34 protein-coding genes are annotated in these 23,015 nt (G+C 58.9%); 31 read left to right on the plus strand and 3 right to left on the minus strand.

Translation table 11 applies throughout. The features are described from left to right. Window positions 1–2: 2 nt before the first annotated feature. The 7 genes from OC446_RS14340 to OC446_RS14370 all read left to right on the plus strand — a co-directional run bounded on the left by OC446_RS14340 (window position 3) and on the right by OC446_RS14370 (window position 4,303). Window positions 3–1,241: an AAA family ATPase gene (locus tag OC446_RS14340; protein WP_262029706.1), complete on the plus strand. Its 1,239-nt coding sequence runs from the start codon at window positions 3–5 to the stop codon at window positions 1,239–1,241. A 344-nt stretch (window positions 1,242–1,585) separates the two neighbouring features. After that, window positions 1,586–2,407, plus strand: coding sequence for a metallophosphoesterase (locus OC446_RS14345; protein WP_262029707.1), 822 nt, complete (start codon window positions 1,586–1,588; stop codon window positions 2,405–2,407). 74 nt (window positions 2,408–2,481) lie between these two features. Beyond that, a complete protein-coding gene (locus tag OC446_RS14350) occupies window positions 2,482–2,739 on the plus strand; it encodes a hypothetical protein (RefSeq protein ID WP_262029708.1) in 258 nt (85 codons plus the stop codon). Window positions 2,740–2,881: 142 nt separating this feature from the next. After that, window positions 2,882–3,361 carry an ImmA/IrrE family metallo-endopeptidase gene (locus tag OC446_RS14355; RefSeq protein WP_262029709.1) on the plus strand — a complete coding sequence of 160 codons (480 nt, stop codon included), beginning with the start codon at window positions 2,882–2,884 and terminating at the stop codon, window positions 3,359–3,361. 27 nt (window positions 3,362–3,388) lie between these two features. After that, window positions 3,389–3,643, plus strand: a complete 255-nt coding sequence (locus OC446_RS14360; protein WP_262029710.1) for a hypothetical protein — start codon at window positions 3,389–3,391, stop codon at window positions 3,641–3,643. Between the two features lie 15 nt (window positions 3,644–3,658). After that, entirely contained in the window at window positions 3,659–3,883 is a 225-nt protein-coding gene (locus OC446_RS14365) for a hypothetical protein (protein ID WP_262029711.1), read from the plus strand. 57 nt (window positions 3,884–3,940) lie between these two features. Further along, window positions 3,941–4,303, plus strand: coding sequence for a DUF3572 domain-containing protein (locus OC446_RS14370; RefSeq protein ID WP_262029712.1), 363 nt, complete (start codon window positions 3,941–3,943; stop codon window positions 4,301–4,303). Between the two features lie 13 nt (window positions 4,304–4,316). On the opposite strand, the gene OC446_RS14375 is transcribed toward OC446_RS14370, so the two are convergent. Continuing rightward, entirely contained in the window at window positions 4,317–5,177 is an 861-nt protein-coding gene (locus tag OC446_RS14375) for an EAL domain-containing protein (protein WP_262029713.1), read from the minus strand. Window positions 5,178–5,475: 298 nt separating this feature from the next. On the opposite strand from OC446_RS14375, the gene OC446_RS14380 reads away from it, so the two are divergent. The 3 genes from OC446_RS14380 to OC446_RS14390 all read left to right on the plus strand — a co-directional run bounded on the left by OC446_RS14380 (window position 5,476) and on the right by OC446_RS14390 (window position 7,107). Beyond that, on the plus strand, window positions 5,476–5,925 hold the full coding sequence (locus OC446_RS14380; protein ID WP_262029714.1) for a hypothetical protein: 450 nt from the start codon (window positions 5,476–5,478) through the stop codon (window positions 5,923–5,925). 45 nt (window positions 5,926–5,970) lie between these two features. Then, window positions 5,971–6,438: a hypothetical protein gene (locus OC446_RS14385; protein WP_262029715.1), complete on the plus strand. Its 468-nt coding sequence runs from the start codon at window positions 5,971–5,973 to the stop codon at window positions 6,436–6,438. Window positions 6,439–6,834: 396 nt separating this feature from the next. Further along, window positions 6,835–7,107 carry a hypothetical protein gene (locus tag OC446_RS14390; RefSeq protein ID WP_262029716.1) on the plus strand — a complete coding sequence of 91 codons (273 nt, stop codon included), beginning with the start codon at window positions 6,835–6,837 and terminating at the stop codon, window positions 7,105–7,107. Between the two features lie 21 nt (window positions 7,108–7,128). Here OC446_RS14390 and OC446_RS14395 read toward each other — a convergent pair whose 3' ends face one another. Then, window positions 7,129–7,383 (minus strand): RNA polymerase sigma factor region1.1 domain-containing protein, encoded by a 255-nt coding sequence (locus OC446_RS14395; RefSeq protein ID WP_262029717.1) that lies wholly within the window; start codon window positions 7,381–7,383, stop codon window positions 7,129–7,131. A 204-nt stretch (window positions 7,384–7,587) separates the two neighbouring features. Here OC446_RS14395 and OC446_RS14400 point away from each other — a divergent pair, with 204 nt between their 5' ends. From OC446_RS14400 to OC446_RS14430, 7 genes are all read left to right on the plus strand, one after another. After that, window positions 7,588–8,190, plus strand: a complete 603-nt coding sequence (locus tag OC446_RS14400) for a hypothetical protein (RefSeq protein WP_262029718.1) — start codon at window positions 7,588–7,590, stop codon at window positions 8,188–8,190. A gap of 5 nt (window positions 8,191–8,195) precedes the next feature. Then, window positions 8,196–8,426 (plus strand): hypothetical protein, encoded by a 231-nt coding sequence (locus OC446_RS14405; protein ID WP_262029719.1) that lies wholly within the window; start codon window positions 8,196–8,198, stop codon window positions 8,424–8,426. A 50-nt stretch (window positions 8,427–8,476) separates the two neighbouring features. Continuing rightward, window positions 8,477–8,779, plus strand: coding sequence for a hypothetical protein (locus OC446_RS14410; protein WP_262029720.1), 303 nt, complete (start codon window positions 8,477–8,479; stop codon window positions 8,777–8,779). 167 nt (window positions 8,780–8,946) lie between these two features. Beyond that, window positions 8,947–9,234, plus strand: a complete 288-nt coding sequence (locus OC446_RS14415; protein WP_262029721.1) for a hypothetical protein — start codon at window positions 8,947–8,949, stop codon at window positions 9,232–9,234. A gap of 89 nt (window positions 9,235–9,323) precedes the next feature. Further along, on the plus strand, window positions 9,324–10,901 hold the full coding sequence (locus tag OC446_RS14420; RefSeq protein WP_262029722.1) for a hypothetical protein: 1,578 nt from the start codon (window positions 9,324–9,326) through the stop codon (window positions 10,899–10,901). Between the two features lie 39 nt (window positions 10,902–10,940). Next, window positions 10,941–11,354, plus strand: coding sequence for a hypothetical protein (locus OC446_RS14425; protein ID WP_262029723.1), 414 nt, complete (start codon window positions 10,941–10,943; stop codon window positions 11,352–11,354). A 54-nt stretch (window positions 11,355–11,408) separates the two neighbouring features. Further along, window positions 11,409–11,735, plus strand: a complete 327-nt coding sequence (locus OC446_RS14430) for a hypothetical protein (protein WP_262029724.1) — start codon at window positions 11,409–11,411, stop codon at window positions 11,733–11,735. 72 nt (window positions 11,736–11,807) lie between these two features. On the opposite strand, the gene OC446_RS14435 is transcribed toward OC446_RS14430, so the two are convergent. After that, entirely contained in the window at window positions 11,808–12,332 is a 525-nt protein-coding gene (locus OC446_RS14435) for a hypothetical protein (RefSeq protein ID WP_262029725.1), read from the minus strand. Between the two features lie 56 nt (window positions 12,333–12,388). On the opposite strand from OC446_RS14435, the gene OC446_RS14440 reads away from it, so the two are divergent. The 14 genes from OC446_RS14440 to OC446_RS14505 all read left to right on the plus strand — a co-directional run bounded on the left by OC446_RS14440 (window position 12,389) and on the right by OC446_RS14505 (window position 23,001). Then, window positions 12,389–12,850 (plus strand): hypothetical protein, encoded by a 462-nt coding sequence (locus tag OC446_RS14440; RefSeq protein WP_262029726.1) that lies wholly within the window; start codon window positions 12,389–12,391, stop codon window positions 12,848–12,850. 222 nt (window positions 12,851–13,072) lie between these two features. Beyond that, window positions 13,073–16,522 (plus strand): S8 family serine peptidase, encoded by a 3,450-nt coding sequence (locus tag OC446_RS14445; protein WP_262029727.1) that lies wholly within the window; start codon window positions 13,073–13,075, stop codon window positions 16,520–16,522. Between the two features lie 192 nt (window positions 16,523–16,714). Then, window positions 16,715–16,975: a hypothetical protein gene (locus tag OC446_RS14450; RefSeq protein ID WP_262029728.1), complete on the plus strand. Its 261-nt coding sequence runs from the start codon at window positions 16,715–16,717 to the stop codon at window positions 16,973–16,975. Window positions 16,976–16,990: 15 nt separating this feature from the next. Then, a complete protein-coding gene (locus OC446_RS14455; RefSeq protein ID WP_262029729.1) occupies window positions 16,991–17,344 on the plus strand; it encodes a hypothetical protein in 354 nt (117 codons plus the stop codon). Between the two features lie 48 nt (window positions 17,345–17,392). Continuing rightward, entirely contained in the window at window positions 17,393–17,653 is a 261-nt protein-coding gene (locus OC446_RS14460; RefSeq protein ID WP_262029730.1) for a hypothetical protein, read from the plus strand. Window positions 17,654–17,722: 69 nt separating this feature from the next. After that, window positions 17,723–18,310 (plus strand): hypothetical protein, encoded by a 588-nt coding sequence (locus tag OC446_RS14465; RefSeq protein WP_262029731.1) that lies wholly within the window; start codon window positions 17,723–17,725, stop codon window positions 18,308–18,310. Between the two features lie 56 nt (window positions 18,311–18,366). Continuing rightward, entirely contained in the window at window positions 18,367–18,711 is a 345-nt protein-coding gene (locus tag OC446_RS14470; RefSeq protein ID WP_262029732.1) for a hypothetical protein, read from the plus strand. Window positions 18,712–18,798: 87 nt separating this feature from the next. Next, window positions 18,799–19,254, plus strand: coding sequence for a hypothetical protein (locus tag OC446_RS14475; RefSeq protein WP_262029733.1), 456 nt, complete (start codon window positions 18,799–18,801; stop codon window positions 19,252–19,254). Window positions 19,255–19,320: 66 nt separating this feature from the next. Then, complete coding sequence (locus OC446_RS14480) at window positions 19,321–20,319, plus strand: ERCC4 domain-containing protein (RefSeq protein WP_262029734.1); 999 nt, start codon at window positions 19,321–19,323, stop codon at window positions 20,317–20,319. Window positions 20,320–20,466: 147 nt separating this feature from the next. Beyond that, window positions 20,467–21,129, plus strand: a complete 663-nt coding sequence (locus OC446_RS14485) for a hypothetical protein (RefSeq protein WP_262029735.1) — start codon at window positions 20,467–20,469, stop codon at window positions 21,127–21,129. A 74-nt stretch (window positions 21,130–21,203) separates the two neighbouring features. Beyond that, window positions 21,204–21,464, plus strand: coding sequence for a PilZ domain-containing protein (locus tag OC446_RS14490; RefSeq protein WP_203447046.1), 261 nt, complete (start codon window positions 21,204–21,206; stop codon window positions 21,462–21,464). A gap of 84 nt (window positions 21,465–21,548) precedes the next feature. Next, the gene (locus OC446_RS14495; protein ID WP_262029736.1) at window positions 21,549–22,202 is read left to right on the plus strand and encodes a hypothetical protein; all 654 of its coding nucleotides are present in this window, start codon (window positions 21,549–21,551) and stop codon (window positions 22,200–22,202) included. Between the two features lie 132 nt (window positions 22,203–22,334). Next, entirely contained in the window at window positions 22,335–22,751 is a 417-nt protein-coding gene (locus OC446_RS14500; protein WP_262029737.1) for a hypothetical protein, read from the plus strand. 13 nt (window positions 22,752–22,764) lie between these two features. After that, window positions 22,765–23,001, plus strand: a complete 237-nt coding sequence (locus tag OC446_RS14505; protein ID WP_262029738.1) for a hypothetical protein — start codon at window positions 22,765–22,767, stop codon at window positions 22,999–23,001. Window positions 23,002–23,015: the final 14 nt, after the last annotated feature.

The following is a 23,015-nucleotide window of genomic DNA, read 5'->3' on the forward strand; positions in this document are numbered from 1 at the left end:
CGATGAGAAAGTCATTCTCTTTCCCATACTTCGTCGTGAAGGTCGGCTTCACCCTTCTCGCCCTCTACATCACGGCAATCTATCTCATGACCAATCTGCCCATCTATGGGCGCTCGTACTTCGATTGGTTCCTCGCCACTGCGATCGTGACGTGGGTTCTGGTCTTTATCGGCCTAGCCCACGAAACCCGCCTCACCTCCCGTTTCATCAGACTCTTCGTCAAAGGACTGCCACCCAGGTGGCTGCGGATCATCATGGACCTTCTCGATCGCTACACTAACAAGGATGGCCTCCTCGCACGGCTCGCCGCTGTACAGCGCTCCGAAAACCTCGATGCGACTGCCCTTGCCGCTGCCGTGAAGCAGAAGGTCGTAGGCCAGGATGTTGTGGCGGACGAGGTTGCCGCCACCCTGCGCCGCCGCTTGGCGCAAGTCGCACGTGACAAGCCCGTCGGCGTCTTTCTGTTCGTCGGCCCGCCCGGCGTTGGCAAGACCGAAATGGGCAAGCAGTTCGCTCGCAACTTGAAGCGCGGGTTCCTCTTCGAGGATATGTCGACCTGCAGCAACCCTGCCGGCGCCGAGCGCCTCTTTGGCGTTCCTCCGGGATACTCAGGCTCTGACAGCTATGGGAGCCTTACAGGGGGGCTGCGGGATCAGCCCAACTCCTTCGTGCTCCTTGATGAAATCGAGAAAGCCCATGTCGACGTCCAGAAGCGGTTTCTGACTGCCTGGAATGATGGCTTCGTGACCGAAGCCTCGACTGGCCAGAAAGTGCCGACCAACCGGGCGATCTTTGCCGCAACGACCAATGCGGCCGCCGACAGGATTGGCGAACTGGCACGAGAGATCACGGACCGCGATAAACTTCTGATCGCCGTTCACAATGTGCTCAAGGAAGCCGGATTCCCATCCGAGGTCCTCAGCAGAATTGACGAAGTGTTCGTGTTCAACCCCTTGGAAAGGCTCGACCTTGCCCGGGTGGCGATCATCCAAATCGTTAATATCGTCGAGAGCTACGGCCTCGAGCTCGACCAGGGCGGAATCGACGACATGATCCTGTTCGAAGCCATGCAGCGTGCCGAGATCCTGCAGACTGCCGGTGGTGTACGAGCCGTCATCCGCGCCCTTGAGAAGCGTATTGCCGATGTGCTGATCGAGGCTCGCCAGAAAGGCGCTCGCCGCGTCAAGCTCATCATGGATGAATCGGACCTCGAAAAGGTCCAGGTGACAATCACGGGATAGGAGGGACACTGTGCTTCATCAACTGGTCCCCCAACCCATTCGGAGGCTTTGGAATGAGGCGTCGGTCTGGCGCTGGTGCCTCATCCTCGCTGTGTTGTCGACAGGCATGCTCCTGATCGCGGCCCCTCCTCCTGCTCCTGTGAAATCCGCGGTTGCTCCCGGCACGACGCAGCCGTCCAGGACGGTCTCCCAGCAGAACCTCACCTCATCTTCAACCAAGCCTAAAGAGAACCACCCTCAACTCTAAGGAGCGGTCTGCAGGTCCTGCGGGAGCAAAGCGCATCCTGTCCCATCTGGGATCAGTGACAGCGTTTTCGACAAAACCCCAAAAGGATCGAATGACCATGACGATCTCCCAGCACGTCCTCCCGTTTGCCGCTCGGCCCGACGAGGAGATCTTCGCGATCAGCGACCTACATGGCCGCAGTGATCTCATGAATGCGCTCTTCGAGGTCATCACCAAGACCTCTCGCGCCCCTGGCTGCCGGCGGATCGTGGTTCTGCTTGGGGATCTCATCGACCGTGGTCCGGATTCCCTCGGCTGCCTCGACCTTGCCATCGAGGCCAAGGACCGGACGGGCGCCGACATCGTGGATGCGCTTGCTGGCAACCACGAGCAGATGCTTCTCGCGACCATCGTCCTGGATGGTCAGGTGCATCGCAGGAAGACTGCCTACAGTAACTGGCTGTTGAATGGCGGCATGAGGGTCGTGACCGACCTTCTGGACAAGGGGCATAGCGCCAAGACCCCCAGCGATCTGAGGGATGCTCTTGGGCCGAGGCGGGTGGAGTTCCTCGAAGGGCTGTCGAAGCACCGGACCTCGGGGGAGTTCATGTTCATCCACGCGGGGCTGAACCCATATGCTGACCTGGAGAAGTTCCTGGCCGAGCCGATCGACATCGACTTCCGGGAACTCGAAGAGCAGGACCATTGGGCTTGGGTTCGGAACCCGTTTCTCGCCTTCAACCCCTCCGAGCATGAGAAACAAGGCCACCACGGGTTCTTCGTGGTGCACGGCCACACCGCTCCCAAGGACGAATGGTTCCCCGTCGCGGAGCAGTTGTGCCTCGACCGGCTCAACCTTGATGCCGGCTCGTACGCCACCGGCCGCGCCCGGATGGCCCGGATCATCGGCTCTGAGCTGACCTTCTACGAGGTGTCCTAGCGACACCTCTGTTCGTTTCAGCACATCCAATCAGCGGAAAATCAGGGATTTAAGTCCCCAGAAGGAGTGGTCACATGCACGCCTATACCCGCCCGCTCGTCCGTCGCCGGCCCAATGCTGCAGAACGGACTGCTCAGATTGTCCTTCTCGGGCTTGTTCTGATCGGCATTGCCGCTGTGGTTGCCGTCGTCATCTGCTCGGTGTTCGAACCCCACGTGATCGTGGCATTCCTCGTCGTGGCGCTCCTGTTCCTCGTCTTTCGGATCGAGACGCGTCCCCAGCACCTCCCCAAGGGGGCATTCTATCCGTCCCGCGCCCTCGGGCACCGCTGAGGGCAGCCCGATGCACTTTCCCAGCCAGGTATACCAGCCTGTCCCAGCCAACTGCGCCCGCCATGCCATCGAGACGTTCGCCGAAAGTGTCGCCGAGCGTCTCGGGTTCATACCGGATAGGGACTTGGCGGAATCCCGCCAGATGAGAGCGAAAGTTCGCTTCGATCGAATCCACGATTTGATCAAAATGCTCGGGGGGCAGATCGACTTCGAGTATGTTCCGCCTGCCGAACTCCACACCTCTCAGAGCCTGATTGTTTTCAACAACGAGCGGTTTGAGATCGCCCTGAATGGCCGGTTCCGCCTGGAGGAGCGACAGCAGAACTGGATCCTTGCCCAGGAGCTCAGTCACTTTCTCCTGCATTATCCGATGGTCCGAGAGAAGCACGGCGATGTCGCCATGGCGGCCAACCGGTACCCGGACCAATCCAACCCAGCAGCGGTTCAGGCCCGCCGGGAAGCCATGTGGTTCGCCTTCGGGCTTCTCACTCCGGCGAAAGCCTTCATGGAGGCTTACCGGAGCACTGACCGGCCGGTCTCTCTCGAGTTCCGCTTCAACCTTCCTTACCGGGTGATCGATCTCCGGTACCAGTACCTGAGTGAACTGAAGGCCTCTGGCTAAGACCCAGTTCTATCAAAGGACATCACTATGACGGCACAGGATCCTGCGCTTGCCCTCGCGAAACGCAGGGCACGGTACGGCCACCGCGACTGGCTGTTCTGGAAAGACCGCAACGGGACAAGCCACTCCGCACGACGGAACGCGAACACTCTAAAGGCAGCAATGCTCGCTAGTGGAACCTCAGGGAAGTGGTTCATCGTCCAAGCGTCGACCGGAACCCTTGTAAAAGGCTTCTGGCGGCTCGGCATCAACCTTCTGAAAAGCGCGAAATACGGCATCTGAAAACGGAGACTGCCTATGTCCAATCTGCCCACTTGGCCTGGAGCCGATGTCTGCTACGCACGCGCCGGCAAGATCAACGAGCACCTTTGCCGGACCTCCTACGCCGCTGCCAAGGTCAAGAAGGGCTGGAGACCGCCCGAGGAGGTCACAGAGTTGATTCAGGCGATGGACCGCGGCGACGAGGAGGCGATCAAAGCCGCCTGTCAGCGTTATGCTCATATCTGGGCTGCTGCGGCCTGATCGTATGCTGTGGTAATCACCCGGCACGAACCGAACCCCGGACCAAGGAGGGTGATCGTGAGCGATGATGTTGCAGGCCAAGAGGCACCACGGCGGGGCGATCCTGAGAGCCTGGGCATCCAGGTCCTTCATTTCATCGTGTCGGACGTCGATCGTATAATCCAGTTCATGAATGTTACGGGGTTGCAGCCTGAGACCCTTCGGGAATCCGCGAACGCTCCCGATTTCCTCGTCGGCGTTCTCGAGTACGTTTCGAAGGACGATGAACTGCTGAAACTGATCCATAAAGATCTGGGCATCCCGCCGGACACAATCCTGACTGCGGCAGGCCACCTGGCACCAAGGCCAGATAACGCCAAGCAGGCCGACAAGAAGCCAGAGCCGCGTCCACAGCTCCCCCGCCGATCAATGTTCCGTTGAACGAAGAGTTGCTTTAGGCCGCCGCGGGCACGCGGGTGCGGGTTCCGAGGAAAGCGTCGAGATCCCTTGCGGCCATCGGCCGGGCGAAAAGATAGCCCTGTAGGGCATCGCAGCCGGCCGACGCCAGGAACCGACGCTGTTCGTCAGTCTCGACGCCCTCAGCAGTTACAACGAGGTCCATCGTCCGGCCGATCTCAATCATCTCCTCAATCGTGCCGTGAGACGGCTCCGACTTAAGGCAGTCCAGTCTCCGGACGAAGGACTGATCGATCTTGAGCTTGTCGACGCCGATATGGTTCAGACGGTTCAGACCAGAGTACCCGATCCCGAAATCATCGAGCGCAATCCGAAACCCGCATTCACGCAGGAAGGCAATTGAATCTCTGGCAGAGCCGTCGTCTGCGAGGGGCTGATTTTCGGTGATTTCGAACTCGATCTGATGCGGGGTCACCCCGCACTCCTCGACGGTCTTTGCAAATCGCTCAATCAAAGCCGAATGAGCGAAGAGCACCGGAGACAGATTGACCGCGACCGTCAGATCAGGTTGACGCTTCGCAACACTGCAGGCCTCGCGGATGACAAATTCCGTGACCTGCAGGATTAAGCCAGTCTCTTCCGCGATAGGGATGAATACCCGCGGGGAAACCGGCCCAACTGTCGGATGCTGCCAGCGCACCAGCGCCTCTACGGCTGAAACTTGATCATCCGCCACATTGACTTGGGGCTGATAAACCACCGACATGCCCTGGCCAGACTGAAGGCTCTTGTAGAGTTCCCGTGCCGGGATGCCGCCCAAATAGGAATACACCTCCGAGAGCTTGCTCTCGAGGCGGCCAAAATCAGTCTCTGTGTCGGCCAGATCCTGCAGCAGCACAAGGCACCCGGTAAACGGCGAAATTGATGTCTAAAAAAGTGTTACCACTTCAGAGTTAAAATGTCACGCGTTCCGCGTTTAATTCGGAGATAAAATTCCTCATAGCGCGAGCCTTTGGGTGCTTCTTGCTTATTCTGGGGCCATTCTAGCTATTTAAAGGCTTGTGGCGAGGCTCGCTGCGGATCGTAGTTAAGCATTTCCGCTCCCCGCACGCGCAGATTAAATCGCCCAATTAGATCCGAGCCACCGGGGCATTCCAAATCCCCAAAAAGATCTGTCCGCTGTGCCGGAGAAAAACGTGTCCGCCAACTTCATCGACAAGCTGCACATTGATGTTCTCGTCTCAGGCGCGATAGACCTCGCCTGTACGGCACGCCTCGTTAAAGGCGGCGCTCTCGTCGACATCCTACCAGAAAACGGAGAGCAGTTCGGCAAGATGCTCTGGGCGGAAAACGCGCGTTCGGTGAACTATCTCGACGCCCTGCTTGGTCACGGCGCCAACCCCGTCCTCGACGAGATTGTCGGCTTCTATGGGTTTGAATACCGGCCGAACTTGTGCCCAACAGTGGTCTCAAAAGCCCTCGTTTCCTATGAGCATCAAGCCTGCGAATGCCCGGATTATCCGGAAACCGTCGCCTATGACTTCGCTTCGCGCCTCGCCCGGCGCCTGATCAAGAAGCTGCCAGGATGGGAAAAGGCACCTTGGGGCATCGAACGCCCTGAGCAGATTGCCGTTCGGTTCGCCTGATCAGGCCCCATCACCCTCCCCCACAATCTACAGGGATATCCGTTCATGAGTGCAGTCCGGATCCAGATCAGGGACGATCTGGGCAATATCAGCTATCTCTCCCGCACAAAGAGCGGCTACTGGAACCTTGTGAGCCAGAACGGCATCGCACTTGGCCTGTCAAATGTCGTCGGGAACGAGCCCTTAGCCCGGTTTGCCCTTGAAGACGCAGGTGACGACGGCGAGGCCGTACTGGAAGCGATCAGGAAGCACCTGAGCGGTAAACGGACCGCAACCCTCCTCTCCGCAGGCTCAGACACGCCCCGCAAGGGCGCACTGTCCGACGAGGAGAAGAGCGACTTCGCCTGGATTCTCGCCGAAGCCATCGACCTCTCTGTCGACCGGCGCGATGGCCTCGCCAGACACGAGGCCAAAACCGAGTTCGAAAGCATTAAGCGCGTCCTCGACTACCTGGAGGCTAACGGTGCGGACATGAGCGTCCAGCGCCGGGCCCTCGGCACGCCTCGCTTCTGACCATCAGCTCCCTCTGGCTTGAAAGGATTGCCACTATGCGCAGAAAACGCATCCCTCAGTCCCTTATCCGCGAAGCTCAGAAGAGGATCGACAGGATCCGGGAAAACATGGAGGAGCTTCGGGCCCAGGAGGGCAAGGGACGTGCAAACGCCTACCTTCGAGCCGAGCGCACAGCCAGCACGGGGCAAGACGCCATCCGAGTCCTGATCCGTGCCGGAATGCCCCTTCCCGAATGGGTTGGAAACAACTGGCGGTACCTTGAGGCGATGGGTTGGCATCAGCCGCATCTGTCGCTGCCCTGGAACTCCTCGCTTATGGCCCGGTGCTAGGCGCCAGCACGCCGTCCAGCTGACTGCGCGCGCCTGCCCCATCCTCCCTTCAAACGCAGAGTTTCCCATGCAATTACATTTCAAGCACAGCCCCGCCGAATTCGACGAGGCTGAAGATGACGAGTTCATGCTGATGAACGGCGACCAGTGGACCGGGATCAGCATCCAGGACGCCAGTTCATATGGCGGGGGCTACTGCGTTAACCGCTACGGCCTGGAGCGGTCGGACTCGCCCCTGAAGGATCTCGACTTCTACTCCGAATATTGCGGGTCCTTCGACACCCTTGAGGCCGCCCAAGAACGCGCCTTGAAGGTCCACAGCGGGGAATGGAAGCCCTAACCAGCTGCCGTCGCTTCGAAATCAGTGGGGCCAATCGGGCGGTTCATTGGAGTTCGCTGGCGGAGACATTTGGCTTTCAATGCCCTCTTCGACCTCAACGAGGGCGATTCCAGCTTCCGCCAGCTGATTGACCACATCGTCGACCTGCTCAGGCGTGGCCGCCCATGGCGGGAGCAGCCGATCCAGCTCCTCCGACGTAATATAGCCCCGCTTCTTCGCCAGCCGGATCACCTTCCAATTGGCGGCCTTCCCAAGATCGATGATCGGTTGGTCCATCCACGCCTCCCAGGTGAAGCGGAATAGGCCTCACAAGTAGGCTCCCACCGGCGGTTTCAAGGCTATGGGGCGAACTAGTTTCCCCGGCGTCACTCGGCTTCCGTTGGGGGTCCGAGTTAAAATGCGGTATAAGCGCATAAGAACGCGGATTTCTCGAATCGAACACGTGCCCGGGAAGCCGAAACACTAAAGGGGTTCCGGGATATGTTGTTATCCCTCATCTACAGTCATCTGCAGCGGATGAAGGGCCGAAGGGCCCTGCCACCGCTGGACGACGTTCTCCTTCATCGGGAGAAAGAGCTAATCGCCCAGTGGACGCCTGAACTCGATGCCGAAGCTCGCAAGGAAGGCTGGACGATGGTGCAAACCCATCGCTCTCCCCTCCTCGCCCTCCACATTCTCGATCCCTCCTTTGTCGGCTATCCCGAACAATATGTCCGCATGCGTGCCCGGGCCGGGAGCCGAGCGGCCTGGGTGGGACACACCATCCACTGGCAACTTTCGGTCGCCCGCAAGCTGGCGTCCGAGGGGCGGCTCCGAAAGGTGGAAGAGCCAGACCAAGCGTTACATGAACAGGTCCAGTGGCTTCTCGCACGACAGTCCTACCTCACGATGCATATGCACGGTGTCCAGCTTGTCGCCTGCGATGAACTCCGCCGCAGGATGGTCGCATGCAGTGACCACGGCGCCATCGTGGCAGTCGCGATGAAATCTCTGAGCCCGAAGGCGGGCGGAAGCCCAGGACCTATCACCCTGTCGACGTCCAGAAATCGGCCCGGATTATTCACTGGCCTATCCAAGAGGTAAATACCATGGCTACGAACGCTGACCTTCCCACTCTCGTCATGGAGCCCGTCGATTGCCCTATCTGCGGCGCTAAGACGGTGACCCAGGCTGACCGGAAGTGCAAAGCCAACCAGGATCAGTCGCTAAAAGGGCAATGCATGATGACGAGCCACGACGAAGATGGAAACTTCGTCATGCCGACGGCCGAAAGCTATGCCGCCTTCGAAAAGGGATTTGCCGCCTTCATTGGGCAATAACCCCGTTGCAATTCGAAATTTTTCTTCTATGACACCCCGCCGGAGATACGATGGGAAATAAACGGTCGGTCACCGCAGAAAAGCTCAAGCCCCGTCGGCGGACGGCGACACGAAGAACAAAAAAAGATGCGCTTGCAGAACTTCAAACCCACCCGCGAGTTGAGATCGTCGACGACGAGCGCGAGATGGGGAACTCCGTGATCATTACGTTGAACCGGGGCTGGCGCTTCAACGACGAAGGCGAGCATGTTTTCGGCGAGGATACTCCGGAAGAGTGTCTGGTCGCTGTCAACACCCGCGTTAAACCTTGTGCCTGTTCCGAATGTCAGGCGGCTAAGAAAAAGGTAGTCTGAAGATGAGGACGGTTCGCGGGACACAGGCAGCGCGCCGCTCGCCTGTGAAGACGTGGAAACTCTATTCTGTGTCGGTTTCAGGATGTGGGCGGGAGATCATCCACGCCCTTTCCAAGCAAGCTGCCCTGCGTGAGGCTCGGCAATGCGAAGCCTTCCGATCGATGACGATGGCCCAGTTCAGTCAGATTGCGACCGTCTACAGGATCACGGAGCCACTGGCTGACGACGGCTACGAATACATCCGTCAGCAGTTTGAAATCGAGGTTCGGATCCACCGCCGTTGCTGGGTGAAGGATACAAGGAGCCCGCACTACGGCAAAATCGGGATTGTCCTCTACGCCGGGCGCTCCACGAGCCGTGTCCGTGTTGCCCTTGACGGGCAGGACACGACACTGAATTTCCATCCAATGGATATCGGGATGGACATTCCTTCGAGCATACCCCAGGCCGCTTAACCCTTCCCGCACATTCAGCGCCGAACCAGCCCGCCCTCACAGGCGGGCTTTTCTGTTTGTGCTCCGCTCTCCCACCGTACGGACCTTCCATGACCGATGCTAAATCCTATGCCGCCCAACTGGGCGATGACCTCATTCGCCAGGCCGCGAACCTCAGCGAGCTGAATGCATCGTGTGCCCTGCTACAGAACGCGGTTGGCATTACAGACGGCGGAATCGCCGCTCACCACTTTAGCGGCAGATGCCCGGACGCGGATAACCCGGAGACAGGAGACCCGCTCGACTGGGAAGACGCCTGGCCCGTGATCTCGCCTGCGGACCGAGAGAAGGAGCTTCGGGCATGGCTCGCCCTGGAGGACTCATTCCGAAACAGGGCAAACGACGGCTCTATAATCCACGTGGCCGGCGATGGAATGACCTATCTTGCAGCCGCAAGCGATCTGAAGATTGGTGACGTCGTCACAAATACACAGATCCTGGAGACATATCCCACCCACTTCATCGAACCGGGAGCCCGGTTCGTGGTCGTGGGAAACGATCTCGATAATGAAAGCTGCATTCTCGACATTCGGCTCACGCCATTGGACGCGGCTAAAATGACAGGTGGGAACCTTCAGGAGTGGGGAAATTGCGTCCAATTCTATGGACCTGAGTACGAGGGATACGAAAACGATCCAGGGATCGATCCCACTGCCCGCCAGGATCCCGGCAACATGTGGACCAAAGCGACCATCCCGCTGCGGAAGGACAATGACCTCCTCCCACTGGATCACAGAGTAGCCGCCGTCTTCACATACCTCCTCGCCGAAGGTATCGGCGGCAAGATGGCCGAAGTGGTTCGCCGCAACGGCGTCGAGCAGAGCCGAGACGTCTGTCACAGTCACGACTTCTGTGACGCGAACATGGTCATGGCGCCCGCGATAGCCTACGTCCTCGGCCGCCCGATCTGGATGCCCTCCGACTGGGAAGAGGGTCGCTGTACCGAAGCCGAACATGAAGCTGACATGGCTCTATGGGGGCGTGCCTGGGACCTTGCCAAGAACGCCTACTTCCTCGCCTATGAGCCAACCGACAACCGTGAGGAAGACACTGCGAGCGACGGCACCACAGAGAACTCGTCTCACTATGAGGCGATCTACTCCCAGCGGGGGGAATACTGGTACGTCGACCTCCGGGACGACGAAGGCGGCAGTACCGTCGCCGGCGCGAATGGGGAACTCGCCCTGACCGAGCAGGAGGCCCGATACATCGCAGATCGCCTCAACCACGGCGATCCGCTGGTCTTGGTTCTGGCTCTCGCCAAGAAGAGGAAGGCCGAGAACCCGCTCGCTGCCCCACTCCTCGAGCTCCTGCAGTATGTCGGCGGCTGGGATCATACCGACCCCGAACATCCGATTGTCAAAGCTCGCCTAGCCTATGAAGGCGCGACTGGATCGGTGCTGAGCGGCGCAGAGACCGATGTCGACTTCAGGCCACTCACCGACACCACCGTATGGCGGCACTGCCGTCAGCTCGGCGTCAGCGCCGATTACTGCATCCTCTATCAGCGAGCGGAGGGCTATGACGGCTGGAGTCCCTTCGCGACGTGTGCGCCTGAAACTGTCGAACTGATCAAGCGAGATGGAGTTCGGGCCCATGCCGGTCTCCTGAAGCTGTTCAAGCCCTGAACGGGTCACACCTATAGCAAACCCCAGGAGATGAGGACGATGGGCGATCAGACACCGCGTCAGGATGTTGCCAGCGACGAGGTCAACAGCCTTCAGACCCGAACCCCGTTCAATCCGGGTAATGCCCCGATCGTTGATTGTAACGGAAGGCCGTTCACCCCCGGGTGTCGGGTGAAATTCGTCCTGCCGTCATACTACATCAACACGTTTTCCGACACGGGAACCCTGATATCCAGTTTCGATCCGTACGGAGGCGTGACCATCCGGGCGGACCATGAGCACAATTACCACGACGAGAGAGGCAACATTGCCGGCCGTCGTCATGAAGTCTACGCTACCAGCCGGTATCAATACACTGGGGCCTATGAAGGCCATCGGGTGACCCTCGCCGGATTGGGTGACCCGCATGAGCATGGTGTCACTCAGACCTATGTCGAGATCATCGACGATTGATTGATTAGTGGAGATGCGTTCAAGATCGATCTGAAATCCCCAGAAGGAAAAGACATGAACCAGAATGGCCATTCGACCATCCAAGTCCTTGCCAGTTCCCTCGACCCGCAGCAGTTCCTGCCGGCTGATCGCCGGAGCGATCTGATCGGCCTGTCCGCGTCGTTCCCAGCAAATGCGATCCGCCAGGCGATCCGTGCGACTGCCGCTTCCCTTCAGGGGCGCCAGAGCGAGGAGGATTTCATCAATCCGGAAATCTTCGTTCCAGACAGCCGCCAGACCGAGCTCATGGATATGGCGCCGACGGATGGAGCGACCGCCGTCGACCAGGCAATCCGGGAAACGGCCGCTTTCCACCTGCTTGCGACCCGTACCGCCCACTAGGCGGCATAAGGAGGCCTCCGAAGGCCTCCTTTTTTATGGACATGCGGAGAAACCTCTAAAGCTCGCGGCCACTCACTTGCACGATGCGAGTAGCCGCTTGATGACCTTAGGAGCTCCTTTTAGCGGGTATACATCCTCATCGTCCGACGAGTCCTTAGAACCGTCCTTGTCTTGCCAGAACTCCGTGGAGTCGGCATCGCCAAGCAGTTTGATCAACTCGTGACCTGGCGAAATGGTGCTGACAAAGACAGTGTAGTCCCCGCTCGACTCATCCTTAACGGTCTTAGCGGCTCCATCGACCGTTGCTTCTGCCGTATCTCTATACACCCCCACCTTTACCACGGCTCGGAGGCCGCCGTTTGGCAGTTTCTTCAAGGTGCCGGGTTCATACGGAGCTTCAAACTCGACCCTTCCTTTCCCGACGCACCGCAGTGAGATCGGCGTGTTATCGGTTTCAGGGACGCCAAGAATGGCTGTCTTGCCAGCTGGGTTATAGGCCCAGCTCATGGTCTTGATCGCCCTCTGCCACTCCGTTTCAGCATAAGCTGGTGCCGCAACAAAGCCTGCGACTGTCGCAATTGCGATGGCCCTTAACATTGGTATACCCCTAGCCCTTGTTCTTACCCGGGACCATCACCGAAGAAGCCTAAAAAATGGTTCTTCAGCCATGGTTTAAGCCGTCTCTTCTTAGTCCATTCGTTTCGATTCCGCAGGTTCGCGATCCGATGATTTGCGAAATCCCCGAAAGGAAGATGAAGATGGCTTACTCCTACGCGCTCAACGTCATCCGCCAGCGTAACGTCAATGGTCGCACGGCCTTTGCCGGAGTAAGCCGGTCCTTTGCGGTCACCCGCGGCACCGCGACTGAAATCCTGTCGAGTCTCGGCCTCGGTGAGGATCTCGATTTCATCAATAGCGATGAAGACGTCTGCTCTGTCCAGGTCAGCGCGCAGAAGATCCTGGAGGCAAAGATCGATCCGAAGCAGCAGATCGTGAATGGCCAGGAACTCGGTTTCGGCAACATCAATCTCCGAAGCGAACTCGAAGGCCTCCTCGAGGTCCAGCAGGACCTTCGTGCCAGCTCGCGCGCCACGGTCTTCCTCGAACTGAACTAAGTCCGGCCCCGACCTAGACCACCGGAGCTTTCCCAGCGGCTAGCCTTTTTGTTTGGCCTTGTTCCCATGGAGCGGCGGTGGAAGTCCCAGCCCCGCATGGGGTGACATAGGTAAGGCTCGCTTAGGCAGACAGTCACAAGGCCCAGGACACCTAACCGTTTCTGAAACTCTGTCGTAACCAATTGATGTCATGTCTGAAATCAAAAGTCTGACGGAAAAATTATGAGTCTCCCGACCTTCACCCCGACCGATCCTGAATATGTCAACCAGTGGTTTTTTCGGAAAATCGGCGATATCGAAAAAATCTGGGCCGAATACACCGGCACCGGGATCAAAGTCGGCGTCTACGATGACGGAATGGAATATACCCATTGGGACCTGAGCGAAAATTATGATGCCTCGCTTAAGGTAAAAATCAATGGGGTCTCGCTGGACCCGATGGCGGATCCGAATGCCATTCATGGAACGGCAGTCGCCGGGCTCATCGCCGCCGCCAACAACGGCCGGGGCGGCGTCGGGGTGGCGTTTGACGCCACCCTCGGTGCTGTGGACATATTCGGCAATGCGGGAGGATCCAACCAGCTTGAGGCTTTGCGGCAGCAGCTCAAGTTCGATGTAGTCAACCACTCGTGGGGATGGACCGGCTGGTGGGCCGACCCCATTTCGGGGCCAGGAAGTTTCGGGGCTCAGTTGGTCGCGGCCCTCAAACTCGTCGCAGATACCGGAAGAGGCGGCCTTGGCACTTCAATCGTCAAATCCGCCGGAAATGATTGGTTCACAGACACCCGCGGCTCCAACAACTCCGAGTTCAATGCCGATCGGCATGTGATCACCGTCGGCGCCGTCGGTGATAACGACATGGTCGCCTACTACTCGAATCGGGGCTCCAGCCTTCTCGTATCTGGCCCTTCGAGCGGCGGCTATTTCGGCCTGACCACGACCGATCAGGTCGGAGAGGCTGGCGTCAGCCCTGGTGACACAAACGACAGCTTTGGCGGCACCTCTGGGTCCGCTCCCATCGTGACTGGCGTGGTCGCCCTCATGCTTCAGGCCAATGCCGGTCTTGGCTGGCGCGATGTTCAGGAAATCCTGTCCGTCACCGCGGCCCATACTGGATCTGACCTCGGCGGGCCCATGCAGGGCACCGAGGCCTACGGCTGGACGATCAACCACGCGACCTCCTTTAATGGGGGAGGACGTCACTTTTCCAATGACTACGGCTTTGGCGTCGTCAATGCCTTCGCGGCCGTCCGTATGGCAGAGGCATTCCGGTATTTCGGGGAGGCCCAGACCTCTGCCAACGAAGTTTGCGTCAGCGGCGTTGGTGCATCCGATCAGGCTATCCCTGACACCGGGAGCGTCATTATCCCCGTGACATTGACGAATGACCTCTTCATCGAGAATGCCCAGCTCACGCTGACCCTGACCCATGGAGATCTTGGAAAGATCCGGGTCGAGCTCATCTCCCCTGCTGGGACGAATTCGATCGTCATCGATCCCAATACCAGCACCATCGTTAAGACGGCGACCGGATTCCAATGGACCTTCGGGTCTCAAGCCTTCAGGGGCGAGACCGCCACGGGAACTTGGCAGGTGAAAGTCACGGACACGGCCGCCGGCACGATTGGCACCGTGGTGTCCACAAAGCTCGCCGTCTATGGATCCGCCACGACCGTCAACGACGTCTATCACTACACCAGCGACTTCGGGAAAATGGTCGCCCTAGATGCGAGCCGCGCCACCCTGAGCGACAATGACGGAGGCATCGACTGGATCAATGCTGCCGTGCTGCAGGAGGATTTGACTCTCGATCTTCGGGCGGGCGCACAGTCCCGGATCGACGGGGCCTCCTTTATCAAGGTTCAGGCCGGATCCGTCATCGAAAATGCGATTGCCGGCGACGGCGACGACCGGATCATCGGCAACGAGATTGCGAACCACCTCGTGGGCGCCCGCGGCGACGATACGCTCGTTGGCGGCGCCGGAACCGACACCCTTGAGGGTGGGGCCGGTATCGACACCGTGGATTACTCCTCGTCGTCTATCGCCATTGACGCTGATCTCACCCGCGGCACCGGACTCCATGGAGATGCCGTCGGCGATGTCTACCTTGGGATCGAGAACCTCACCGGATCTTCGCTCGATGACCGCCTAGCAGGCAATGGCGGAGCTAATGAGCTCAACGGCGGAGTCGGGAACGACACCCTGTTCGGCGCGGGCGGGAATGACACCTTGGTCGGTGGCAATGGCGTTGATACCGCCCTCTTTACCCTGACGCGTGCCAGCTACGCCTTCGTGCTCGGCGTTCTGGGACTGATGGTCGACTCTGCTTCCGCCGGAAGCACGCTCCTGACCACAATCGAATACCTCTCGTTCCTTGACGAGACAGTCTCCTTCGATGAGATCGCTCAAGGCCTCAACGCCGTACCGGAGATTGTAGTCGATGCTGGAAAGGCAACGATCCAGGCCAATGATAAAGGAGCTAGTGTTTCTCCCTTCCTCGGGCTGATTATCGCAGATGCAGACGCCCGGTCTGACGAGATCATGACGCTCTCGGTCGAGTTCGCCCGCGATCACGGAAAATTGGCGGCTGGAGGAGCAAGTCTGCCATTCTCCTACGCTGGTGATAAGCGCGTCCATATTTTCACTGGCACGCTCGCGCAGTTGCAGGCCCAGTTGCAAGCACTGACATTTGATCCGGCTGACAGGGCATGGCCCGGCGATGCGGTTACCACGAAATTCAAGGTCACTCTTACTGACGCGCTCGGGAGTTCCGTCAGCAATGACGGGATCACCGTGGTCACAACCATTGTGGCAGGCCAGCCACCAGTCGTCACCCCCGTGGAACCGCCGGTAGAACCCCCGGTCGTACCGCCCTTCACACCTCTGCCAGTAGATATCAGCAACGTTGCTCTCACCACACCTCAAGTTCAGGAAGTTGCTAACAACTTTGACGCCGCCATTGGCTCTGGAGTTGTCGGCGTACTGACCCCAGTAAGTGGGAGTATGCAGGTTCAATATGAGTTGCTGGACGATGCTGGCGGGCGCTTTGCCCTTTACACCCACTTTGGTGTCACCCGCGTTGTGGTCAAAAACGGTCTACTGCTTGATTACGAGCAAGCTCAGTCCCACACGATCCAGGTCAAGGCCTCATCTGGCGGACAGATGACGATCAAGACCATTACGATCCAGGTCATGGATGTAGGTTCTGAGCAACCCGTCGGATCCTCGGCCAACGATGTGTTCGTTGGCGGACGCGGGCGCGACACCATCATGGGAGGCGCCGGCAACGACAAGATCAGCGGCGGGTACGGAAATGATACCCTCTATGGTCAGGCCGGCTCCGACATCTTCGTCTTCGATAACGCTCTTGGAAGCTCCAAGACCGACCGGAAGGTCAATTTCGACAAGATCGTCGATTTCAATCCTGTTCAGGACACGATCTATCTCGAGAATGCGATCTTCAAGAAGCTGACCAAGACGAAGACGCTTAGCAGCAAGTTCTTCACCGTCAGTTCCAAAGCCACCGACAAGTACGACTATATCGGGTATGATAAGAAGACCGGCGTCGTTTGGTATGACGCTGACGGATCCGGGTCGAAGGCGGCGATCGAGTTCGCTCAACTCTCCAAGAACCTGAAGGTGACGGCAAAAGATTTCTTCGTCATCTAATCGACCCTGCAGGCACCGCGATCAGAAAGACTCACCTTATGGTGGGTTTTTCTATGTGCCGACCATGACCAGCACTTGAGGGCAACTTTGAGGTTCCCTTCATTCTCCGCGAGCGCACAGCCAATCCCTTCGACTTCGATCCTGTCGTGATTGCGAACCAAGGATTTGATAAATCCCCGAAAGGATCGTCCCATGAGAATTTTCCGCTTCAAGTCGCTGGAAGATGCGGCGAAAGGATCGCAAGCCGACTTGGTTGCGGAGTATCGCAACGTCAGGTTCGCCGAGGATCATGAATTCCCATCCAACTTGGATCGGGACCGCTATGCCCGGGCGATCTACACCATGGGCTCCTTCCTTTATGGGCACATTTTCATCCGTTTGGTCGGCGCCGAGCCAGAGTCCCCTGACGTAATGATCCAGGAAGGTCGTTATCCCCACCGCGCCCGTTACTGATCTCGGAGGCTACCAATGATTACTGTGTGCCACTGCAATCTGGATGCCGTCGAGATCGCCACTGAGATTGCGATTAAACGGGGCTCCGACAATTCCAAGGGGCTCGCCCTCTTCTCTGAGCTGATCGCCAATGGTCTGTATGCGCCAGTCGCCCATTTGGAGTGCGGCGAGTTCGTAGACGCACATCGAGCGACCAACCACGGCGGCCGCATCTGGGACGAACAGCCGGCCAGCGGCTTGACGGTTCTGACAACTCCGCACGGTCACAACCACCGAAGCACGTCGATCGGCGACATCCTGCTGCGCGACGGCATCGGCTACCTGGTTGACCGAAAAGGTTACACGCCGCTCGGGCCGATCACGATCTGATCGGCCCGCCCATTCCTCCTTAATCGCCATTTCGGAAAGGGCCTTGTTTTGGAGCGTACAATCCGCATTGACATCACGGCCGACCAGTACAACACCATCGTCCAGCAGCACGCCGCGCTGAAGGGTCAGACGCGGTTCTTTGCAGACTCGATCCACGTCTACAAAGAGGGGAACAGCGTCGTTCGGCAGACATACTCCCATATGAACCACGGCTTGCCGTCCATTGAGGAGGTGCGCCAGCAGGGGGGAGAGGTCAGCTACCGGCAGTTGGTCCATCAAGTTGATCATGAGGAAGGAGCCGGGCCCTGACCGAATGGGCAAGTTTCTCACCTTGGGGACGAACCCGCTGTTGAAGAAATCCCCGAAAGGATGACAACGATGTCCGTCACGGTTTCCGCTCTTCTCCCGAATGTATTCGCCATCGAGGGCGCTCCGCAGCGTGAAATCGAACTCACCCGCGACGAGGCCGTGCAGATCGTCACAGCCATCAAGGCCGTCGGCACCGCCGATCCCGATTTCATCGGCCTCGATGACTGCCAGTTTGGCTATTACGCCATCCGGTCGAACCCGACTGGCGTCGCCGAAGCTGTTCAGACCCTCAGCTCGGATCTGCAGGTCAAAGTCGCAGATCATTTGACCTTCGCGATCAAACACAGCCTGGGTGTAACCGTCGAGACCCGGGACGACATGGCCTACAACGGCGCGAAGCCGATCCTGCGGGTCGAAGCCGAGCGCACGGACGACCCGCAGGTACAGTGGACAGGAAGCCACGCCGTTGAGGCCCTCCGGAATGTCGGAATCAGCTATGACACCGACAATCCGCACGCGCTCTCCGCAAAGGAACTCGCCACCGCTTGCGAGCAGCGGCTCGACAAGGTGTCTGATATGGACACCGCCCGTCTCCTCGAGATCGCCGAATACGCGATCAGCCAAGCCGGGCCGGACGCACAGGTCCTGGCCGCCTAAACGGTCTTCCCTCCCTTCCGCCATTCCGTTTCACCGCCCATCGAAGGATCGGACGAATGATGCTGCGCGCCGAAAACGACAATCTCACCTATGATGAATTCGAGGCCGGCGTGAAGCCCACGCCTAGCGTCGCTCCGGTTCGAATGGACGCTCAGGTCATCCTACAGGGGCGGGTTCCTGGCGGCTTCATCGTTCTGCAGAAGACCGTGAAGCCTGGTCCCGATGGGATGCCGGTCCTGACTGCCGCACCTCTTGCCATGATGCCCCACCCGGAGTGCCCGCCCAACCGGCCTGTGGCCGTTCAGCCTTCGATCCCTGATCGCGGCCTGCGTCAGGAGCGCCCCGCATTCATCCGTGGTGTCGTTGTTAACCAACCGGCAAGTGCGGTGGAGATTTGCTGAAAACCGAAATATAATACGGTTAGACCGTTTCCTAATTCGTTTCGGGCGGGATGTGAGCAACAGATCCGGAAATCCCCGGAAGAAAGGATGATCGAAATGGCGAGCCTCTCTGCCTGCATGTCCGGTATCACCCAGTCCGCAGGACTGTTCGGGTTCAACATCCAAATGCTCCCGCACGAAGGATCAGAGACCGTTCTGGCCGAGATTGAGGTGCCCCCGGCCTACGCCAGTGAGCATGAGGCCCGCAACAAGGCTCAATCGGCCCTGATGTGTTACGAGCTTACAGGAAAGTTCCCGAACTTCTCTGAAGACGTCAAGGGATCGTCCCTGTTTGCCAGGGTTCGTGAGCTTCGCTCCCTGGCAAAATGCACCCTGAAGGAGGCCGTTGCTGCTTTATCCCAAGCCAATGAACCCCGGTTTGCCGGCGACGTCCTGATGGCGCTGGCCGCTATAAAGGATGAGGAGAGAGCTCACGATCGCTCTGCCCAGTGGCGGATTGAGAACCCGGCGCTGGACCGGGCATTCCCCGTCCCACAGTTTTGACGCGTATTCTCCGTTGACGGAGAGCGAAAGTAAGGTTCCGCTCCTTATGGATCGGAGCCTTTTTCTATGCCCATTCGGTTAAACCTCTGGACAGCGCCCAACGGGTTCGAGCGAATTTACATCAATGGGCTCAATACGACGGATAAGGTGTGGCTCCAGAAGGGAGCAAGGGAGCAGATCAAGATAACGTCCGGCGGTTTAACATCCGCCGTCGTCGAACGTGCCCTGCTCGACGCCTATGGCCTTCAGCGTCTCGATTGGGACGAACTCATCGAAATCGCCAGGACACCTGTTCCCAAAGGCAAGCCGCCAACTGGTACTCCTATCGTGGCAACCGTTCCATTCGGGATAAATGCCGGGCATTGGACCTCGGAAGATGCCGAAGCGCTTGATGCCGACACGATGGCTCACCCGATCCCCGAGCCGACCACACTCTTGGTCGATCATCGCGAGCCAGCCGAACTAAAGGATCGGCTTCGGGCCATTCATAACCTTATCGTCCAGGAAGAACAGCTCGAAGTCGGCGACTACGTCATTCCGGACCTCCTCACGATCGAACGAAAGACCATCAGCGATCTGGTGGTCTCGATCACCGAGGATGCCCGCCGGCTGTTCCATCAGACCGACGCCATGACCATGGTCCCTGGATCCTCGGTTCTCCTCTTGGAGGGAGATGTGTACGGCCAGCAGCGGCTGACCCTGCCGAACATCGCAGGCACGCTCTCATACCTGGCCGTGATCCAAGGTGTCTCTGTCCTCCCGACCCTCTCCCTTCCCCATTCGGTTTACATGATCGCCAAGTTGGTCCGACATCGGGTCTACGGGCTTGGCTACGATATTCCCCTGCGGGGCACCGCACCAAAACACGCTGCGAAGGCCGCAGCCTTCGTTCTGGAAGGATTTCCCGGAATATCGGCCAACCTTGCCCGCCGCTTGCTAAAGCACTTCGGATCCGTTCAGGCCGTTGCCAACGCCACGGAGGCCCAACTCCGAGCCGTCGACGGAATCGGCCCGAGCAAGGCTAAGGCCATCGCCGAGGTCTTGACCGCGCCATACGCCGAGTAATCGACACAGGATAACCAACCAGCCCGTCCCTAAGACGGGCTTTTGCTTTTGAGTGAGGCACACCGGATTCCGGGAAGGTCTCCTCTCGGATCTCACGATGAGGCCTGAGATCTGGATATCCAAAATTCCCCAAAAGGAGCTTCGCATATGCTGACGGTGAAATTCGCCTCGAGCCTCTCCGCCGCCCTCTATCCGAACCTCCTGAAGACGGCCCTGCCGCTCCTCGGCAGCGATCGCGGCGTGGTTGTTCAGAAGGATGGAGCCGATCTGGCGCTCGTCCGAATGGGCGAAGATACCATCACGATCCGGGACCTACCCGCCCATCTGTTCGTGACCGAAGAGACCTTCCTGTTCGACCCCATGGTCTTCGAGGCGTTCGCGCTCGAAGTCAGCGGTCCGGGCGAAAGCCTGTTTCATACCATCGGCCGCTGCGTTTCGGGCTTCTGGGACGCCCGTCACCTCCATATTGGCGACCACGGGATCGCAATCTTCCATGAGAATGACCGGCCGGAACACCTGGGGCCGGACTTCACGATGACGTTCTTCTCCTACGACGACCTCCGGAGGGTCGCCAATCAGGGCTATGGCTACAGCGACGGCGGTACCGTCCTTGGAGCCGATTTCAAGGACCTCGCGTCGGCGCCAACCGAACCCTCTGAGGTCAGGGATGCGCCCAAGGATCCTGAAGCCGACATGATGAAGGAGTTTTATACCCGCGTCCGTTGGCTCATGTGGGAGGAGACTGCCATGCAAATCCAAGCGGACCTCAAGGAATTCAAGGCTTGCCCGAGGCTGCCCATAGCCGATTGAGCCGGGAGGCAGGCGGAACCCTCGCACAAGCCAGCCATTCTATGTGGTGCCTTCCACAATCCTAGGATGCCTGCATGCGCGTTGGCCTGCCCGAACGCCGATCCTGTGAGCGCTATCGTACTGACCTTGAAGGGTGGATCACAGCCGATCCACCCCACGAGCCGCAGCGGTGCACCGTATGGGACCTTTCAGAAAAGGGTGTTCGGCTGGTTTTTCCTGAACCTGCCGATGTTCCAGTCACATTCGAGCTCAAGATCCCGAGCCACGCTGCCATCGCTCAGGTGCGCCTCGTCTGGACTGACGGTTATTTTTATGGAGCCAGGTTCACCGACTAGCTCCCTCGGACCCGGTAGAATGCCAGAGCCGGCCCTACTCAGGGTCGGCTTTTTGCATGGGCGCATCCTTAAGGGAGAAAACCCATGCAAGAACTCTATCTGCTCCATGGTCGAACCCGCCTCGACGAGAACCTCGACGACTGGGGCTTCGACGGCCCCCGCCTTCAGGGGGTCGAGGGCATCCACGGCACCTACGGGAACATCAATATCCACTTCGCTACCGAAGAGGATCTGCTCGCTGCCCAGCAGCTCACAGGCTGGGAAACGTTTGGCGACAATGCCCTTACCCTCCGCATGGCTGAGGATTGCGTCGAGGTCCGGGGATTCAACGGGCACGACAACGACAAGAACCCTCTGACCGGCGCTACAGTCTATTTCGGGGACTGGGGGCTTATGACACCCAAGGCGGAACAGGCCAGCCTGGTCGAAGGCGCCCAGCCGGCTCCGCGGCCGACATCGGGGGCCCCGGGTGAAATCGACTACGTTAAGACTGTCGAATCCTATGGGCTCGTCATCATCCCGTGGGCTGAGTTTCTGGCGAAGACCGACCTTCCTGACGGCCTGATGGCCCGCGCCTTGGATGTCCAGAAGACGGTGAACGGCAGCCACGTTCTCTATGACCCTGACGACGATGCCGAAGGCTTCATGCTGATCGGCGACGATCCCGTTGCCCTTGCCAAGGGATGGGAGGAGTTTTCCGCCGAGGTCAACACCATCATCTATACCTACCGGACCTAGGCCCGGAACGTGAGAGCGCGGGGTGGATACCCTCCCCGCCTTCTCTCCCGATGGATTGCCCCCTCTCGATTCCATCGAGCGAAGATCCTCCGAGATCAAATCCCCAAAAATGATCAGCGGCAGAGAGGCCCGATGTCCAGCAATGCTTTCGAAGACCTGTGCCACTCCATTGATCCGAACGGGACGGTCCACACAGTTCCAGCACGGACCTATCGGGAAATCGGCTCAATGGAATCCTTCAAGAAACATTGGCCGGCGACGGGCTTCTCGACCAAGTTTCAAGGCACCATCGACGAGTTTACTCAGGTCAGTCCCGACCTTCCGGCGGATGAACAGCAGCGCCGGAAACTGGCCGAGGCCTTCCCCCGCTTCTCCGGCAAGGTCATCGTGCATGCCTCCCCCACGGCCTTCTTCGAAGCCATCGGCTACGTCGGGGAAGTCAAGCGGCAATGCCGCAATGGCTACCGCCGATGGAAGCGCGCTGCGCTCTTCGAAAACGGCGTCCGAATAATTTCGACCGCCCCATTCCGTGTCGCTCTCAACGTCTGAAAGGCGAATAGCGATGGCTAACGGATTCATCGTCCACCGGAATGCCGGACACCCGTGGGATCAGCGCCCGGGTTGGGACATCATGGAAGTGAAAGCTCCGAACGAGGCCGCACTTTCACAATTCATCGCCAAGGCAGCCCAGAAGCTCTGGCAGGTCTGGATCCGCGACAACGTCGGTCAGGCATCGGCCGTCCTCTACAAGCCAACCCGTGCGACCAGCACCTGGTCCGATCTGCCCCAAACTGCCTGAGCGGAAAGGAACGC

Origin of the sequence: Microvirga sp. Mcv34, assembly GCF_024519725.1 — a bacterium.
Taxonomy (GTDB): Bacteria; Pseudomonadota; Alphaproteobacteria; order Rhizobiales; family Beijerinckiaceae; genus Microvirga.